Here is a 15616-nt window from a genome sequence, read left to right on the forward strand (position 1 = left end):
GAAAACGGCCTTTACGCCTAGGCCCAGGACCATCCCAGGCTTGGCGATGGAAAGATGCTGCGGTATCTGGCTTGTTCGTTCAAGCCCAGTACGCAAATTCCACCGGACAGCCCTAAGGCATCCTCCGGCGGGACGAACCCCAGACACACACAGGAAATCCCGCCATGGCCGACCTGCCCGACTGGCTCAAGCGCCACGCCCACACCGCCCGCAACTGCCTGGAAATCCTGTTCCGCGATATCACCGAAGGCGGCCTGGACCTCCGCGCCACCAGCCTGGTCTACACCACCCTGCTATCGCTGGCCCCGCTGCTGGCGGTCAGCTTTTCGGTGTTGCAAGCCTTCGGTGCCCACAACCAGATGCGGCCCTTGCTGCTGGAAGTCCTCGATCCCCTGGGCGAATCCCAGGCGGTGGAAATCGCCGACCGCATCATCGGCTTCGTCAATAACCTCGACGTGGGGGTATTGGGCTTCACCGGCTTCGCCCTATTGTTCTACACGGTGCTGTCGCTGTTGCAGAAGATCGAGGACTGCTTCAACCAGATTTGGCGGGTGGGCCAATCGCGGGGCTTCCGCCGTAGGTTCAGCGAATACCTCAGCGTCCTCCTGGTCGGGCCGGTTTTGGTGTTCTCGGCGCTGGGCCTGATGGCCTCGCTGAGCAGCCACGAAATCGTGAAGGCCATCATCTCGCTGGAACCGTTCGGGACGCTGTACTACCTCCTGGTCCGCCTGCTGCCCAACCTGCTGATGATCGCGGCCTTCACCTTCCTCTATCTGTTCATCCCCAACACCCGCGTACGGTTCACGGCGGCCTTGACGGGCGGGATCGCCGCCGGGCTGGGCTGGCGCTTGGCGGGCTGGTTGTTCGGGCTGTTCGTGGCGGGCTCGGCGCAGTATCAGGCGATCTATTCCAGTTTCGCCATCCTGATCGTGTTCATGATCTGGCTCTACGTGAACTGGCTGATCCTGCTGGTGGGGGTGGATATTTCCTTCTACGTCCAGCATCCGGCGCATCCCCGGCTGGAACGGCGCGGCTTCCGGCTGGGCTATGCCGCGTCGCGGCGGGTGGGGCTGACGGTGATGTATCTCTTGGCGGAACGCTTCCAGCGCGGCGCGCCGCCCTGGACCTTGGACGCGCTGGCGACCGCCCTGGGCCTGCCTTGCCGCTGCGTGGAGGAGGTGCTGGAAGCCTTGCGGCGGCGCGGGCTCATCATCGCGGTGGACCCGGACAACACCGCCTACCTGCCCGCCCGCGAGCTGGGCGGCGTGACCCTGCTGGACATCCTGGACGCCCTGGACGCCGAATCCGGTTCCGCCGACGCGCCACACGATCCGGCCCTGAAGCCGCCCGTGGTCGAGGAGGTGATGCGCCGCCTAAGGGAAGCCCGCGGCGGCGCGGTGAGTGGGATGAACTTGCGGGATTGGCTCGGGACCGCCGATGGCGACCGGCGGACCCAAACCACGGCGGAGCGGGGTTAACCGCCCTGGGTGTCGGGCGTGGCGGTGGCTTCCTCGGAAGTCCAGTAGGCCGGCCATTGCTCCTGGGGCAGCCACATCTGGGCCAGGGCGGTGAAGATCATCGCCGTCGAGGCCAGGCTATAGCCGATACCGCCGATCATGGTCAGCCAAGCGAACACCGGCATGTATTTGGTCAGCCACCACGACAGGATATCCAGCAACAGGAACACGAAGGGCGTGGCGATCAAGATTAGCTTGGTGCGCAGGGGATGCTGCGCCAGCCCGAAAATCCAGCCCACGAACAGGAAGATGAAGGCGATACCAAACAAATGGATATGGGAAACGCGGGTCAACTGGGCAATGCTCTGGCCCTCGTCCACCTCGGACTCCTTCTTCACATTCTCGAATTTGGAGAAATCGGGCAGGGTCGAACCGGCGTTATGGCAGGACACGCAATATTTCTGCATGATCGGCTCGATCTGGGACGACCATTGGGTGATGTGGCCGCCATCCCGCGCCCACTGGATCAGCTCGAAACGCACCTCGTCCGGGGCCATGGGTTCCATCTGGCCGTTCAGCATGGCTTCCAGCTTGGAGCCGGAACGGTTGCCGTAGTAGCTGTAGACGATGTCGTTGATGGAAAGGCCCGGCTTGCCGTCGGCCAGGCCGTGGGTGAGCATGATTTGCGCCCCGGCCATCATCAGACCGACGCCGATGACCAGCAGGAACCCGGTGTAAAGCACCTTGTAGGCCAAGGGCAAGCGGGCGAGGGTGGTGATTTGGATCATGTGGTTCCTCCGGGGCGGTCCCCGTCGTGGCAAGGCTATGTATGGAAAAGTTTGCGGTCGATTAGACCCCGCCCGCCAGGACCATTCAACCGCGGCGGGGATGCATGGAATGTCGCTCGATGGGAAAAAATCCCCCGTCCGCCGGGCGGGGTTGCGCGGACGGGGCGACCGGAAAACCGCCGGAACCTCCGGCAATCCATGGTTTCCGGCGTTCCGGGGCGATGGCTTCCGGCCTGGTGCCGGAAGTCAAGGGGCTGGTGGCGGATGGGCTATTTCGGGGTTCCGGCCCGCCTGTGGCTCACTGCGGCGGGTTGATGATGGCGGTTTCCCCATCCACCCGGATCGGCCTGCTTTCATACAGCCCCGTCAGCTTGCGGCGGAATTCGTTGGTGATTTCCCGCGCCTTGGGACGGCTTTCCACCACCCTGGGGGTGAGCAGGATCACCAATTCCTGGCGGCTCAAGTTCTTGGTGGTCTGGCCGAACAAATCGCCGATGATCGGCAGTTCGAACAACAGCGGAACGCCGCTGCGGTTGTTGGTGATGTTCTCCTTGATCAGGCCGCCCAACACCAAGGTTTCGCCATTGGCGACCGCGACCGAACTTTTGATCTGGCGCTGGGTGATGGTCGGGGAGTTGATGTTGCCGGAAGTCTGTTCCTTCACATCGTCCACCGCCTGGGCGATGTCCATGATGACCAAGCCGCCGGCGTTGACCCTGGGCCGGATATTGAGCAAGACGCCGGTGTCGCGGTACTGCACCGAGTTATAGGACGAATATACCGGGTTGTTGTTGATGATGCCGCTGCTGGTACTGCCGCTGAAATTGCCGTACTGGCCGGTCAAGATCGGCACCTGGTCGCCCACCTTGATGCTGGCTTCCTGGTTGTTCAGCACCATCAGCGACGGCGAGGACAGGATATTGACTTTGTTCTTGTCGGCCTGGGCGCTCAACAGCAGCCGGACATCCTTGCCCGCCATCACCAAGGAATATTGGAAGCCGGTTCCAATCGCATTGGTTTCGGTGCTGCGGCTCAGGCTACCGAACAAACCTTCTGCATTCGAACCCTGTTGGAAATACCATTTGACGCCATATTTCAGGTTGTCGGTCAGGGTGATCTCGGCGATGGTGGCGTCGATCAAGACCTGCAAGGGCAGCACGTCCAATTCCTTGATGACCGACTCGATCTCTTTGTAATCCTGGGCGCGGGCGGTGATGATGAGGGCGTTGTTGGCGGGGTCGGCCACGATGCGGATATTGCCGAGATCGGCGGCCATGCTGCCGCGCCCGCGTTGCCCACCGCCGGAACCACCCCGGCCTATGCCGCCGCCGAAACCACCGCCACCTCCGCCGAAGCTACCGCCGCCGCCCAGGCCGCCACTGCCGCTACTACCGCTTCCGCCCAGCCCGCCGCTGGAACTGCCGCCCAAGCCGCTACTGCCGCTGGAACCGCCGCTCGAACCCAGGCTGCCCATCGAGCCGCTGGACCCGAACGAGGATGAACTTCCGCTCCCGGACGATGAACTGCCCAAATCGCCGGAACTGCTGGTCAAGCCGCCGCCGCTCCCGGAAGAACCGCCGAACGCGCCACCGCCGCCGCTGCCGTAGTTCCCACCGAAGGAACCGCCGCCGCCAAGCTGGCTGCCCTGCGAACCCGGCGTCAACGAAGGCCGGTTCCCGCCACGCCCGCCCTGGCCGAAGATATTGCCCAGGGTGTTGGCCAGTTCCATCGCGTCCACGTTCTGCACCCGGTAGACATGGATGCCGCCGGCCCGGTTGGTGGTGTAGCGGTCGAGGCGCTCGATCCAGGTTTCCACTTCGTCCAGATAACGCGGTTGGGGCGTGACCACCAGGATGGCGTTGAGCCGCTCGATGGGCATCATCCGCACCACCCCGGCCAAGGGTCCCTTGCTGGTATCGCCCAGCACCTTGTCGAGTTCCTCGGCCACGATGGCGGGCTCGACATTCTTCAAGGGGAACACGCCCACCGACATGCCGCGCATGAAATCCACATCGAACAGCCGGATGGTTTCCAGCACGGCTTCCAGTTCCTCCGCCGTGCCCGCCAGCATCAGCATATTGCGCGGCAGGTCGGCACGGACCACGGCCTTGGGCGGCATCAGGGGTTCCAGCACCTTCTGCATTTCCCCGACACCGACATAGCGCAGGGGCACCACCCGCAGTTGATAACCCGGCGGCATGGCCTGCCCCGACAGGCCGAGCTTCGGTCCCGGCGCGTCGATCAAGGCATTGGCGTCGGGTTCGATGCGGTACATGTCGTGGTCCTTGATGAGGACCGCGCCGTTCATCCTGAGCAGCATTTCCAGGGTGGGAATGAGTTCGTCCTCGGCCAGGGGGCGGGTGGTTTGCAGCGTCACCTTGCCCGTCACCTTGGGACTCAACACGTAATTGATCTTCAAGGTCTCGTCGAGGATGGTCTTGGCGACCTCGTTGAGGTCGGCATCATCGAAATTGAGGGTGTATTTGCCCTCTTTACGGCTGGGGGCGCGCTTCCCGGTGGGGGCCGGGCCGACCGGAGTGTAGCGCTCGGGAGCGGCGTAGGCACCCGCCACCGGCCCCAGTGTGCTGCCGGTGGCGGGATAGATTTCGGGAGGCCGGGTGGGCGTGGCGGCCAAGGGTTCGCTCTGCATCGGGCGCGAGTCGGGAGCATTGGGGTTCTCGAGAACGAGATTGGCCGGTAGCCGGACTTTTTGCGCCGCCTTGGACCCCAATTGCTGGCAACCGGACATTCCCAGCGTGGCCAACACCGAGACGACCACGAATCGGTTTCTCTTGTTATGCATGGATGTGTTCTTAAAAGTGCGATGATCGAAACTGCCTGCGCCGCCGCTAATCCCCAGGGCCGCCGTTGTACTCTTCCTCGACGCCCGTATCCTCCTCCTCGGGAGGCATGGGTTCTTCCTCCGGCTCTTCCACGGGTTGGGGAACGGGCATGGGGGGCCGTCCCGGCCGGGGCGGCTGGCCCGGCGGCGCGGGCTGGGCCTGGGGCTGGCCGGGCTGGCCCGGCGGCACCGCCGCCTTGGGTTTTTTCTTGAGCAGGGGCAGTTCCTGGTTATCCTGGCCCTGCTGCATGACCACCCGGTCCACGCCCACATCGACCAGGGTCCAACTGTCGAGGGTATCCTGCGCCTTGAGCCGCTTGTACTTGCCCTTGGCGTCGACCAGCAGCGCCTTCCTGCCCTCGGGCGTATGCACGATGCCCATGAGTTTGAGGGTCATGGGCATCTTGCGAACCTCCGGCGGGGGCGGCGGTTCGTTCATATCGCTGCCGGGACGGCGGCTTTCCATGAACAAGGGCCGGTCGGCGATCTGCCGGTAATCGTCCAGCGGCGGCAGTTCCAGGCTTTCGGGGCCGCCGCTGCCGGTTTCCATCGGGGGCGCGGCCTGGGATTGGGGCTGGACCAGGGCGGCCTGGCGCTTGCGGTCCAGCACCAGCGCCTCCAAAGCCACGATAAAGCCCAGGACCAGGGCGATCCCGGCCAGGACCGCGGGTAATACGTATTCGCGTGGCAGTTTCGGCATGTCTATTGTGTCCGCATATAACCGACCACGTCGAAATCGACGCTCAGCTTGTCGGGGAGGGTTTGCGGGCCTTTGGCCATGGGGTTGCGCGGCACCCGGATCGGCCTGATGTTGAGGTTCTCGATGAACAGCGAGGGCTTGGCCGACTCGAAATTGTGCAGGACCTGCCGCAGCACATTGGTGCCGCCGTTCATCCGCACCTTGACCGCGACGCGGGTGAAGTTCTCCTCGATGTGTTCGGGGATCACCTGGGTGCTGGTCAATTCGCCGCCGGCCTCGCTCACCGCGCTCTTGATCTGGGTCTGCAATTCGGCGGAGGCCAGGGCGGCGGTGGAACGCGCCAGGAAACTGTCGTCCTGCTCGCCCTCGGCCCGGATGACTTCCAGGCGCTTGACCAGGCCTTCCTTTTCCGCCGCGATCTTGGACAGCCGCGTCAGGCGGAATTGCAATTCCTCGATGCTCTCGCCGTATTCGCGGGCCATGCCGAGCAAGGGGGCCAGACAGGCGAAATACAGCACGGCCAGCACGCCGAACAACAAACCCAGCGCCGCGAGGCGGGATTTATTGATCCTGATCGGCTGGTTCAGATTCAGGTTCAGGTTGAACTTGAGGCTCGGGCGCTGATTTTTCAGGAGCGGGGTTTTCAGAGAACCTCCCATTGACCACGTCGCTGGCGATTTGAAAGCGTTCCAGCCCGCTGCCGGTGTCCTTGGTCACCGGGGAAACGAAGCTGGTGTTCTTGAAATGACCGGAAGCCTCGAGCACCTCGATGAGGCTGGAGGCGGAGGGCGATTGCCCCTGGATCACGATATGCCGGTCCTTGTACTGCAAGCCGTTGAGCCAGGTATTGTCGGGGATCACCCGGCTGAGTTCCTCCAGCATGTCGATCAAGACCGGCTCGCTGCGCTTCTTGTCCTGGAGGAAGCGGGTCTGGTGCAGGAGCTTGTCGGTTTCCTGGCGCAGCGCCTCGACTTCCTTGGCGGTCTTGTTGGCCTTCCTGACCCGCTCCTCCAAGTCCTCGGCGACCGAACCGGCGCTCAGGATGGGCTGGACCAACAGCGCCCCGACCAGCAATAAAATGAGGGTTCCCAGGGCGATATTGGCGATGCGCGGCCAGCGGCTGCCGGAGGTCCGGTATTTTTCCGGCAGGAGATTATAAGTGCCCGGCGGCGCGTGGCCCGCCAAATCCACCAGATCGGGCCGCCAACCCCACACCGCCAGATCGTCCAGCGCGGCGTCGAGCTTGGCCTTGGGGGTCAGGATCAATTCCACGCCGATTTGGCGGGTGGCCTGCCAGCGCGACACGATGCGGTAGCCGTAATAAACCTGGTCGCTTTTGAACGGCGTCAGGCGGTCCATCTCGAAAGCCAAGACCTGCCCCAGGTTTTCCTCGACCGCGAAGGGGAATTTCAGGGTCTTGCACAGCGCCTGCCCCGGCGCCAAGCGCAGCAGCACCTGGGTCTCGGCCAGTTCGGGCCGGGCTTCCAACAAGCGCTCCCGCGACCGCGACCCGTCCTCGTCCAGGGCGTAATGGCCCAGGGGCCGCTCGCCCTCGGGACCGAGATGGGCGATGGACAAGCCGTCGTCGCCCCGCCGCAGCACCACGTACTCGGTGGCGGCCCCCAGCAGCTTTTGCACCGGGGTGGGTACCAGGAACGCCAGTTCGCCGGTCCACCAGCGGATGAACTTATGGAAATCCCAATCTATGGCGGTGTCGAGTTTCAGCATGGTATCGCGCTAGCAGGCTGTTTCCAGATTGCGCCGGCTCCCGAGCGGCGCTTGGGAACCGGCGGACGGTGGGCATGAGTACATGCCCGCCCTACTCCCCGGCCGGGTTGGTTGCTTCGCCCAGCTTGGGCGGCGGCGTGGTCCTGGCCCGCCAAGTCAGATAGGTGAATGGCGAGCCGTCCATACCCCGCCCCCGTTTGATCGTGGCCCGCACCCCGGACCCCGGTTGGTCGGCGAATTCCGACGCCGCCTCGACCGTGTAGGACATATCCCCGACCTGATGGAACTTCAGGCCGGGCGGCGGCGGCGGTGGGGGGGGCGGCGGCGCGCCGGCCTGGGCCTGGGAGCGCTGCATGAGATAGGTTTCCAGCGCCCCCTGGTCGCCGTTCAGCAAGGCCGACAGCACCTCCCGCGAGGCCTTGGCCGGATTCAAACCATCCTGGCTCGAATACAGGGTCAGCCAGGGTTGCAGTTTGCGGTACAGTTCCGGCGTCATCCCCAGCACTCCGCGCAACTCCTCCAGCACCAGGAAATTGCGGTTCTGCGGCAAGGCCTTCAAACCCGCCGCCTCGTATTCGGGGGCTTCGGCCCCGTGCATCCCTTTCAAATCGTCCGGGTCGCGCCAATCCTGGATGGCGTCGGCCAGGGCCATGGCCTTGTCGTCGTCGTGCAGCAGCAGGTTGAACAGGCCGCGCAAAGTGGTCGGGGTCGCGGCGTTGAGATCGACCTTGCCGCCCTCGTCGTAGACGCGGATCCGCACCCTGGCCTGCTCCGAACCCCACACATACTCGGTGCCATCGGCCCGCCAGCGCAGCTTGGGATTGGGCAACATCAGCATCAGCATGGCGTAATGGACGCCGCCATCGGCCAGGGCCACGGCCTTGGCGCGTTCGTGGGCGTGGGTCAGCAAAGCCGCCTCGCGCCGGGTGCTGAGGGCGTAGCTCCCGGCCATGATGGTCATCAAGGTGACGACCCATAGCACCAAGATCAGGGCCAGACCCCGCTGGCGGAGGGGAGGAACATGCGGCACCCGGCTACCTCAACATCTGGATTTTGGGGGCGATGACCAAGGCCGGCCAGGGGTCTTCGTTCTCGGGCGTGATTTCCAGCCGGACCAGCGCGGGCAATTGCGGCTCCTGCCATTCGAAGTTCCATTTCACGGCGATCCGTTCCCCCAAGGGATTGTTGTTCTGGACCACCAGGGGCAGGTAGGACAGCTTGACCTCCTCGATCTTCTCCACCAAGGGCAGATCGTCCAGCGGCTCGGCCTTGCTGTCCTGCTCGCCGCCGACCTTGTGCGGGATGATGGCGACCCGGAGGTCTTTATGCCCGCCCGCGTTGGACACATACAGGCGGAAGCGGTACAGCCCGCCCGCCTTGACCTGCTCGGGCAAGGCCGCCACATATTCCAAGGAATCTGGCCCGCCCTTGAAGGCGAAATCGATCTCGCCATCCTTGCGGGTGCCCGCCACCGGCAACAAACCGCCCATATGGCCGCGCAGGAAATTCAGCACCACGAACATGCGGCTGGCCTTGGCCATGCGCTCCTCGCCCGCGTCCCAGCTTTCCGCGCTGATCCTGAGGCTCCCGGTCAGGAGCAGCATCATGATCGACAGCAAGGTCGCGCCGATGATGACTTCGAGCAGGGTGAATCCGGCCTGCCGCCGCGCGTTCATCGCACACTCCCGGCGGGCTTGTCCTGCAACAAGCGCAAGGTGGTGAGATCGAAGGCGCGGGGATCGTCCTCGTCGCCCCATTCGATGCTCAGCGTCACCCAATAGGGCTTGAAGCCGATGTTGACGTTCTCGCCCTCGAAGGGATAGGGCTCGACCTTCAAGGTCCAGCGGTAGGCTTCGCCAATCTGGCCGTTGGTTTCGCCCGGTTCCAAGGGCGTCTCGATCCCGAGGCCGGCGAACATCGATTCCGCCACCACGATGGCCCGCGAATATTCATCCGCCGTGGCGGCGATGCGCCCGGCCCCGCCGAAGATGCGCAGCAAGACGCCCAAGGTCAACGCCATGATCGAGAATGCCACCAAAATCTCGATCAGGGAAAAGCCGCGTTGGCCCCGCTCAATCCTCATCTTCGGCGTCCTCGCGGATTTTCACCTCGCCGGTCAGCCAACTGACATCGACATAACGCTTCTGCCCGCCGCCTTCCAGGGTGACACGCCCGCCGGTGGCCGAGCCATCCGGGAAGAAACGGATGCGCCCGGTGCCCTCGTCCAGGGTTTCGCTCGCGGTGGTATAGAGACTGAGATCGACCGCGCTGGGCAGGCTATAGGACTTGCTGCGCCCCGCGACCCGGTAGCGGTGATGATCGATTTCCAACTCGAACGTGGATTCCTTCCCCCGGATCAAGGCTTGCCCCCGCGCATGGCGCAGGGCCGAGGCCACGTCGCGGGTGGCGGAATAAAGCTGCGCCCGCCCCAGCAGCGGCGCGAAATTGGGCAGGACCACGGCCATCAGCAAACCGGCGATGACCAGGGCCAGCAGCATCTCCAGCAGGGTGAAGCCCCACGCCACCGGGCCGGGGCCGCGCCGCCTAGCCACACGCGGGTACCCGCCGGGAACACCGGGCCGCTGTCGCGATGGGAAGGCGGGAATGCATCGGGATCATCGCCGGAACTGGAGCTTTATTCCCAGCTCAGGATGTCTTGATCTTCGCCGTCGCCACCTTCGGCCCCATCCGAACCCAGGCTGAACACATCGAACTTGCCATGCTGGCCGGGAGCCACATAGTGGAAGGGATTGTTCCAGGGATCGAGCGGGACTTTCTTCTTGCGGAGATAAGGGCCGTTCCAGAACTTGGCGCTGGCGGGCTGTTCGACCAGGGCCGCGAGTCCTTCGTCGGTGGGCGGATAGCGGCCCACGTCCAGGCGGTACATATCCAGGGCCGAAGACAATTCCTCGATCTGCAAACGGGCGGTCTTGGTTTTGGATTCGCCCAGGTGCTTGATAACCTGTGGACCCACCAAACCGGCCAACAAACCGATGATGGCCAGCACCACCAAGAGTTCGATCAGGGTGAAACCGCGCTGAAAGCGCTTTTGTAGCGAAGGCTTGTGCATAGGAATCATGGATGAACTGAAGAAGACGGAACGATGGAAACAGTCCGCGCAAAAACCGCGGGGTGGGAAGCTCGACCGGCGGGCCTCATCGAACGCAACTGGGCACCTATACCGGGGGATTAAAAGCCGGACAATCTTAAAGGACACTTAAACAGACCCGCTATTGTCGGTCAGCGCCCATTTAAAAAGCTAGATCGTTGACGCTCAAGATCGCCATCAGGATCGAGACGATAATTCCGCCGATCATAATCCCGAGGCCCACGATCAACACCGGCTCCAACAAGGCCAAGAGCCGCTGGATGGAAATCTTGATTTCCTTGTCGTAGGTAGTCGCCACCCGCTCCAGCATCTCGGCCAGATGGCCGGATTCCTCGCCGAGCTTGATCATCTGCATCGCCAGCGAGGGGAATAATTCGGCCTCCATCAAGGGCGCGGTGAGTCCGCCGCCGCGTTTCAGGCTTTCGGCGGCGAGGCCGAGCTTTTCCGCGACCAGCCGGTTATCCAGGGTATCGCGGACGATGGCCAGCGCCCCCAGCAAGGGCACGCCGTTGGTGAGCAGGGTCGAGAGCGTACGGCTGAAACTCGCGACCTGGAACTTCAAGATCAAATCGCCGAACAGCGGCAGGCGCAACATCCAGCCATCCCAGACCAAGCGCCGCACCGGGTCGGCCTTTTGATAGCGCACAAAACTGGTGATGCCAAAACCCAGCGGCACCAAGGTCCACCAATAGCCCCGGATGAAATCCGCCGCCCCCACCACGATCTGGGTCGGGACCGGCAATTCCTTGCCCGCGCTCTCGAACATCTCGGTGAACTGCGGCACCACGAAGGCCAGCAGCAATAACAGGGAACCCATCGCCATCAGCACCAGGATCGCGGGATAGATCATGGCCGTGGTCACGGTGTCGCGCAGTTCCTTGGAGCGGTCCAGATATTCGGTCAAGCGCTCCAACACCACTTCCAAGGCACCGCCCGCCTCGCCCGCCCGGATCAGGTTGAGATAGAACCGCGAGAACACGCCGCTCTGGGCTTCCAGCGCGTCCGACAACTGCTTGCCGCCCTTGACCGCGTCCAGCACCTTGCCGAGCATGGCGTTGAGGTCGGGTTCGCTGGACGTGAGTTCGAGCAGGACCACCAGGGCGCGGTCGAGCGGAAGGCCGGCTTGCAGCAGTGTCAGCAATTCACGGGTCATCAGGCCGATTTGCTTCTGCGAGATGCGCGAGCGGTTGCGCCCGAGCTTGAGCCAGGCCAGGGGCCGCGATTTGGCCGGGGAAATGCGGATGGGCAACAAGCCTTCGCTTTGCAGCGAGAGGAGCAGCGCGGTTTCGTCGGCGGCCTCGCGCTCCATTTCGATGGTTTCGCCTTCGCGGTTGACGGCTTTGTAGATATAGAGGGGCATGGCGATTCGTAAAGTATTGCGTCAGGATCAGTCGGTAATTTCCCGGACCTGCCAGGGACAACCGCGCATTTCATCCATGCTACAGAGCAAAGGGTGAGGATCAACTATGCCGACAGCCTTTCTAAGCAAAAGATGGGCATCTTGCCAATCAATAGCCTCTGGTTTTATTTTTGATGGCTTATTAGTCTGCTCAAAATGCCACACCACTTTGATTGTCGATTTCTTTGACGCCTTTTTTGCAAAATCATATATTCCAACATGGGGGCGTCTCTCAGCTAAATATAAACTTGCTAATGTATCTCGCACCTTTTCCCCTAATTCTTCAAGAAAATGCGAATTCAAGCTTTTTACGTTTTTTGGCTTCTCGCCTTTATAGCAACGATAGTCATTGATCTCGATTAGCCACAAAATATCCTTCCTCTGGTCGAAAGCGACAATATCAATACCTTTACTATCCGCTAACTTTTGGAAATGCTCTTTATGGAATGAAGTTTTGTCGTATTTAAGAGCGAACCAACCATCTGGGAAAGTGAATAAAAGCTTATCTTCTCTTATTGGCTCCAGCATGGCCTATCTCCTCCGCAAGAGAAGCGCGGTAATACCATTCCCTGTAACGCTCTGCTTGCTCGACCGCCATATCCAAAGCAGCGATAGGATCGACGGCATCCAATTCATCCCCGGCATTGATTTTCACACCGTTTTCCCCGTCCAGCGAGAGAGCGAAGAAGCGTGCGGGCACTGGATTATTTGCTTCGGCGGCGAGTTGTAGTTGTAGGTCGATTTCTTTAAGCAGAAGTAAGCTATGGGTTGCTAGAATAACCTGCACATTATGGCGGGCTAAAACTACTAGCGCCTCGGCCAACTTGATGATTAGCCTTGAATTCAAGTTGGCTTCCGGCTCGTCCCAAAACAGGATTTCTCGATACCCTCTAATCAGGCCGTGGCGGATAAAATATGGCAACATTGCAAGCTTTCTAAAGCCTTCGGCTAACAAAGGCGTCTCCATCTTATAACCATTCTTATCAACGAATATCAATCGCCTTCCTTCCAACTCCAACCTACCACCTAGGATGCTATCGAACTCTTCCACTATCGATAATTCCAGAGGATTCCTCAACTCGGGGAAATCAAAGTTCGAGGCCATATCGCGGTAAGTAATATCCAATCTAATTTTATATTCATCTAAAAGCCCGCCCAATCCTTCATAAAACGACACGATTTCCTTGCTCGGGACAAATATTGATTTGGCCACTTCGCTCTCAGGGTCTGCCGCCACCGGAATAGCTATATTCAATTCTTCGCTATCGCGAATGGATAGCTCCCACAATAAATCCTTAGTTAAGCCATCCAGAGATTGGCTACCAAGATTTAATTTTTCTATTTGTACATCATTATTAATGTGCCAACCAGGAATTAACGCAGCAACTTTTGCCGATAAATGTCCTTCCTTTTTTCCTCGACGGATGAGATTCGCCATATGCTCTGACTGAAACAACCCCATCAGGCGCTTTTCAAAATAAGCTTCAGCAATATTGAGCTTTATTGTTTTTTTTAAGTCTCCCAACACTAAATCCGGCCAAGCCCGACTAAAACAATACCCCGCCTTCAGCAAATGGGTCTTCCCCGTTCCATTCTCGCCGATGATGACATTGATACCGGGCGAAAACTCAAGCTCCGCCTTAGCGAAGACCGTGAAATTCTCAAGGGTCAAGGTTTTGAGCATGGCCGCTTCTCCCTAATCAGCTATCCGAAGTCACCCGCAACACCTCTTCCACCGTGGTCAAGCCCATGACCGCCTTACGCAAACCATCCTCGTAGATGGTATGCATCCCCTCGGTCAGCGCTTGTTCCTCGATCTGGCGGGCCTGGGCGTGGTTCATCACCAAACGGCGCAGGGCGTCGGTCATCACCAGGAACTCCTGGATCGCCAAACGGCCCCGGTAGCCCGAACCATCGCACGCCTCGCAACCCTTGCCGCGATACAGCATCACCCGCCCCCCGGACGAAAACCGCTGCAAACGCATTTCCTGCACCATCTCCGGCAGGGCCGGATAGCTCTCCTTGCAATGCTGGCACAGCCGCCGCACCAAGCGCTGGCCCAAAATCCCATTCACGGTGGAGGAAATCAGATAATCCTCCAAGCCCATATCCATCAAGCGGGTCACGCCACCAGCGGCGTCGTTGGTGTGCAGGGTGGACAGCACCAAATGGCCGGTCAGGGCCGACTGCACCGCGATACGGGCGGTTTCCAGGTCGCGCATTTCGCCGATCATGATGACATCGGGGTCTTGGCGCATGATCGAGCGCAGGGCACTGGCGAAGGTCAGGCCGATCTGCGGCTTGACCTGGATTTGGTTGATACCCTCCAACTGGTATTCCACCGGGTCTTCCACGGTGATGATCTTGCGTTCGGGGGTGTTGATCTTATGCAGGGCGGTGTAGAGCGTGGTGCTTTTGCCGCTGCCGGTGGGTCCGGTAATCAACAGGATGCCATGCGGCATTTCCAACACATCGATGAAACGCTTGAGCGATTCGCCCTCGAAGCCCAGCGCGCCGAAATCGAACTTGATGCTTTCCTTGTGCAGCAAGCGGATCACCACGCTTTCGCCGTACATGGTGGGCACGGTGGAAATACGCAGGTCCAGCTCCTTGCCCACCACTTGCAGCTTGATCCGGCCATCCTGCGGCAGGCGGCGCTCGGCGATATTGAGCTTGGCCATGATCTTGATGCGCGAAATCACGGCGGCGGTCGAGCGCACCGGCGGGGCTTGCTCCTCGCGCAACACCCCATCGATACGGAACCGGACCTTCAGCCGCTCCTCGAACGGCTCGACATGGATATCAGAAGCCCGCGATTCCACCGCCCGCTGCATGATGAGGTTCACCATGCGGATCACCGGCGCTTCCGAGGCCAAGTCCTTGAGATGCTCGACATCGGCCTCGTCGATATCCTCGTCGCTGCCGAAATGCTCGACGATCTCGCCCATCAGGGTCTTGCCGGGTCCGTGCTGGGTTTCGAGGGCGCGGTCGATCTCCGATTGCAGGCCGACATGGGGCAGGATCGGGCGGTCGCAGGCCAGGGCCAGGGCGTCCAGCAATTCCTGGTCGAAGGGATCGGTCACGGCCACCGCCAAGCCTTCGTCGCGGGCGGCGATGCCGGCCACATGGTTTTCCTTGAGGAAGCGGATCGAGACCGTCTCCGGCATCGGCGAAGCCTCGGGGAAATCGACCGGGGCCACCAAGGGACAGCCGCCGACCTCGGCCAGCGCTTCCGCCGCGTCGCGCTCCGACACCACGCCCAGCTTGACCAACAAGGCCGGGATGCGCTGCTCATCTGTCTGGGCCGCGAGGCGCTTGGCGCGGACGATCTCGGCCTCGCGCACCTTGCCGCGGCCCACCAGTTCGCGGGCGAAGCGGTCGTAGGGGTGGGCCTGTCCGGTTTCGGGAGGGAGTTCGACCGGGAGTTCCGGCAAGGTTTCGACGGGTTCTGGGAGCGGGGTCGCGGTGGCCACGGGAATCTCTTCGGTTGGTGCCGACGCTCGGGGCGGGCATGGGAACGGGGTCGGTATTTTCCGGGATGGCGATTTAAAGCGGACTTAAAGCACCAAAACGCCGGGGCATGGTAGCGGGCG

General features: G+C 61.5%; 15 protein-coding genes. 1 reads left to right on the forward strand and 14 read right to left on the reverse strand.

Annotated elements, in window-relative coordinates; genetic code table 11:
- The first annotated feature begins 164 nt into the window (after positions 1-164).
- Positions 165-1478, forward strand: coding sequence for a YhjD/YihY/BrkB family envelope integrity protein (locus K5658_RS19565; protein WP_221064739.1), 1314 nt, complete (start codon positions 165-167; stop codon positions 1476-1478).
- Here K5658_RS19565 and K5658_RS19570 read toward each other — a convergent pair.
- The 14 genes from K5658_RS19570 to gspE form a co-directional block, all read right to left on the reverse strand.
- Entirely contained in the window at positions 1475-2245 is a 771-nt protein-coding gene (locus K5658_RS19570) for an elongation factor-1 alpha (protein WP_221064740.1), read from the reverse strand. The genes K5658_RS19565 and K5658_RS19570 overlap by 4 nt on opposite strands.
- A 298-nt stretch (positions 2246-2543) precedes the next feature.
- On the reverse strand, positions 2544-5048 hold the full coding sequence (gene gspD / locus K5658_RS19575) for a type II secretion system secretin GspD (protein ID WP_221064741.1): 2505 nt from the start codon (positions 5046-5048) through the stop codon (positions 2544-2546).
- Positions 5049-5094: 46 nt separating this feature from the next.
- The gene (locus K5658_RS19580; RefSeq protein ID WP_221064742.1) at positions 5095-5787 is read right to left on the reverse strand and encodes a hypothetical protein; all 693 of its coding nucleotides are present in this window, start codon (positions 5785-5787) and stop codon (positions 5095-5097) included.
- 2 nt (positions 5788-5789) lie between these two features.
- Positions 5790-6446 carry a type II secretion system protein GspM gene (gene gspM / locus K5658_RS19585; protein WP_221064743.1) on the reverse strand — a complete coding sequence of 219 codons (657 nt, stop codon included), beginning with the start codon at positions 6444-6446 and terminating at the stop codon, positions 5790-5792.
- Positions 6349-7515 (reverse strand): PilN domain-containing protein, encoded by a 1167-nt coding sequence (locus K5658_RS19590; protein ID WP_221064744.1) that lies wholly within the window; start codon positions 7513-7515, stop codon positions 6349-6351. The genes gspM and K5658_RS19590 overlap by 98 nt, the downstream gene beginning before the upstream one ends.
- 91 nt (positions 7516-7606) lie before the next feature.
- On the reverse strand, positions 7607-8545 hold the full coding sequence (locus K5658_RS19595) for a type II secretion system minor pseudopilin (RefSeq protein WP_221064745.1): 939 nt from the start codon (positions 8543-8545) through the stop codon (positions 7607-7609).
- A 4-nt stretch (positions 8546-8549) separates the two neighbouring features.
- Positions 8550-9191, reverse strand: coding sequence for a prepilin-type N-terminal cleavage/methylation domain-containing protein (locus tag K5658_RS19600; RefSeq protein WP_221064746.1), 642 nt, complete (start codon positions 9189-9191; stop codon positions 8550-8552).
- Positions 9188-9598, reverse strand: coding sequence for a type IV pilus modification PilV family protein (locus K5658_RS19605; RefSeq protein ID WP_221064747.1), 411 nt, complete (start codon positions 9596-9598; stop codon positions 9188-9190). Before K5658_RS19605 ends, K5658_RS19600 begins: the two co-directional genes overlap by 4 nt.
- On the reverse strand, positions 9588-10067 hold the full coding sequence (locus K5658_RS19610) for a GspH/FimT family pseudopilin (RefSeq protein ID WP_246628511.1): 480 nt from the start codon (positions 10065-10067) through the stop codon (positions 9588-9590). The genes K5658_RS19605 and K5658_RS19610 overlap by 11 nt, the downstream gene beginning before the upstream one ends.
- 83 nt (positions 10068-10150) lie before the next feature.
- The gene (gene gspG, locus K5658_RS19615) at positions 10151-10585 is read right to left on the reverse strand and encodes a type II secretion system major pseudopilin GspG (protein WP_281425913.1); all 435 of its coding nucleotides are present in this window, start codon (positions 10583-10585) and stop codon (positions 10151-10153) included.
- Positions 10586-10766: 181 nt separating this feature from the next.
- Positions 10767-11984: a type II secretion system F family protein gene (locus tag K5658_RS19620; RefSeq protein ID WP_221064748.1), complete on the reverse strand. Its 1218-nt coding sequence runs from the start codon at positions 11982-11984 to the stop codon at positions 10767-10769.
- A gap of 27 nt (positions 11985-12011) precedes the next feature.
- Entirely contained in the window at positions 12012-12551 is a 540-nt protein-coding gene (locus tag K5658_RS19625; protein ID WP_221064749.1) for a hypothetical protein, read from the reverse strand.
- On the reverse strand, positions 12526-13707 hold the full coding sequence (locus tag K5658_RS19630) for an AAA family ATPase (RefSeq protein WP_221064750.1): 1182 nt from the start codon (positions 13705-13707) through the stop codon (positions 12526-12528). The genes K5658_RS19625 and K5658_RS19630 overlap by 26 nt, the downstream gene beginning before the upstream one ends.
- Positions 13708-13723: 16 nt before the next feature.
- The gene (gspE, locus tag K5658_RS19635) at positions 13724-15457 is read right to left on the reverse strand and encodes a type II secretion system ATPase GspE (protein WP_221067050.1); all 1734 of its coding nucleotides are present in this window, start codon (positions 15455-15457) and stop codon (positions 13724-13726) included.
- Positions 15458-15616: the final 159 nt, after the last annotated feature.

It is taken from the genome of Methylomagnum ishizawai, assembly GCF_019670005.1.
GTDB lineage: Bacteria > Pseudomonadota > Gammaproteobacteria > Methylococcales > Methylococcaceae > Methylomagnum > Methylomagnum ishizawai.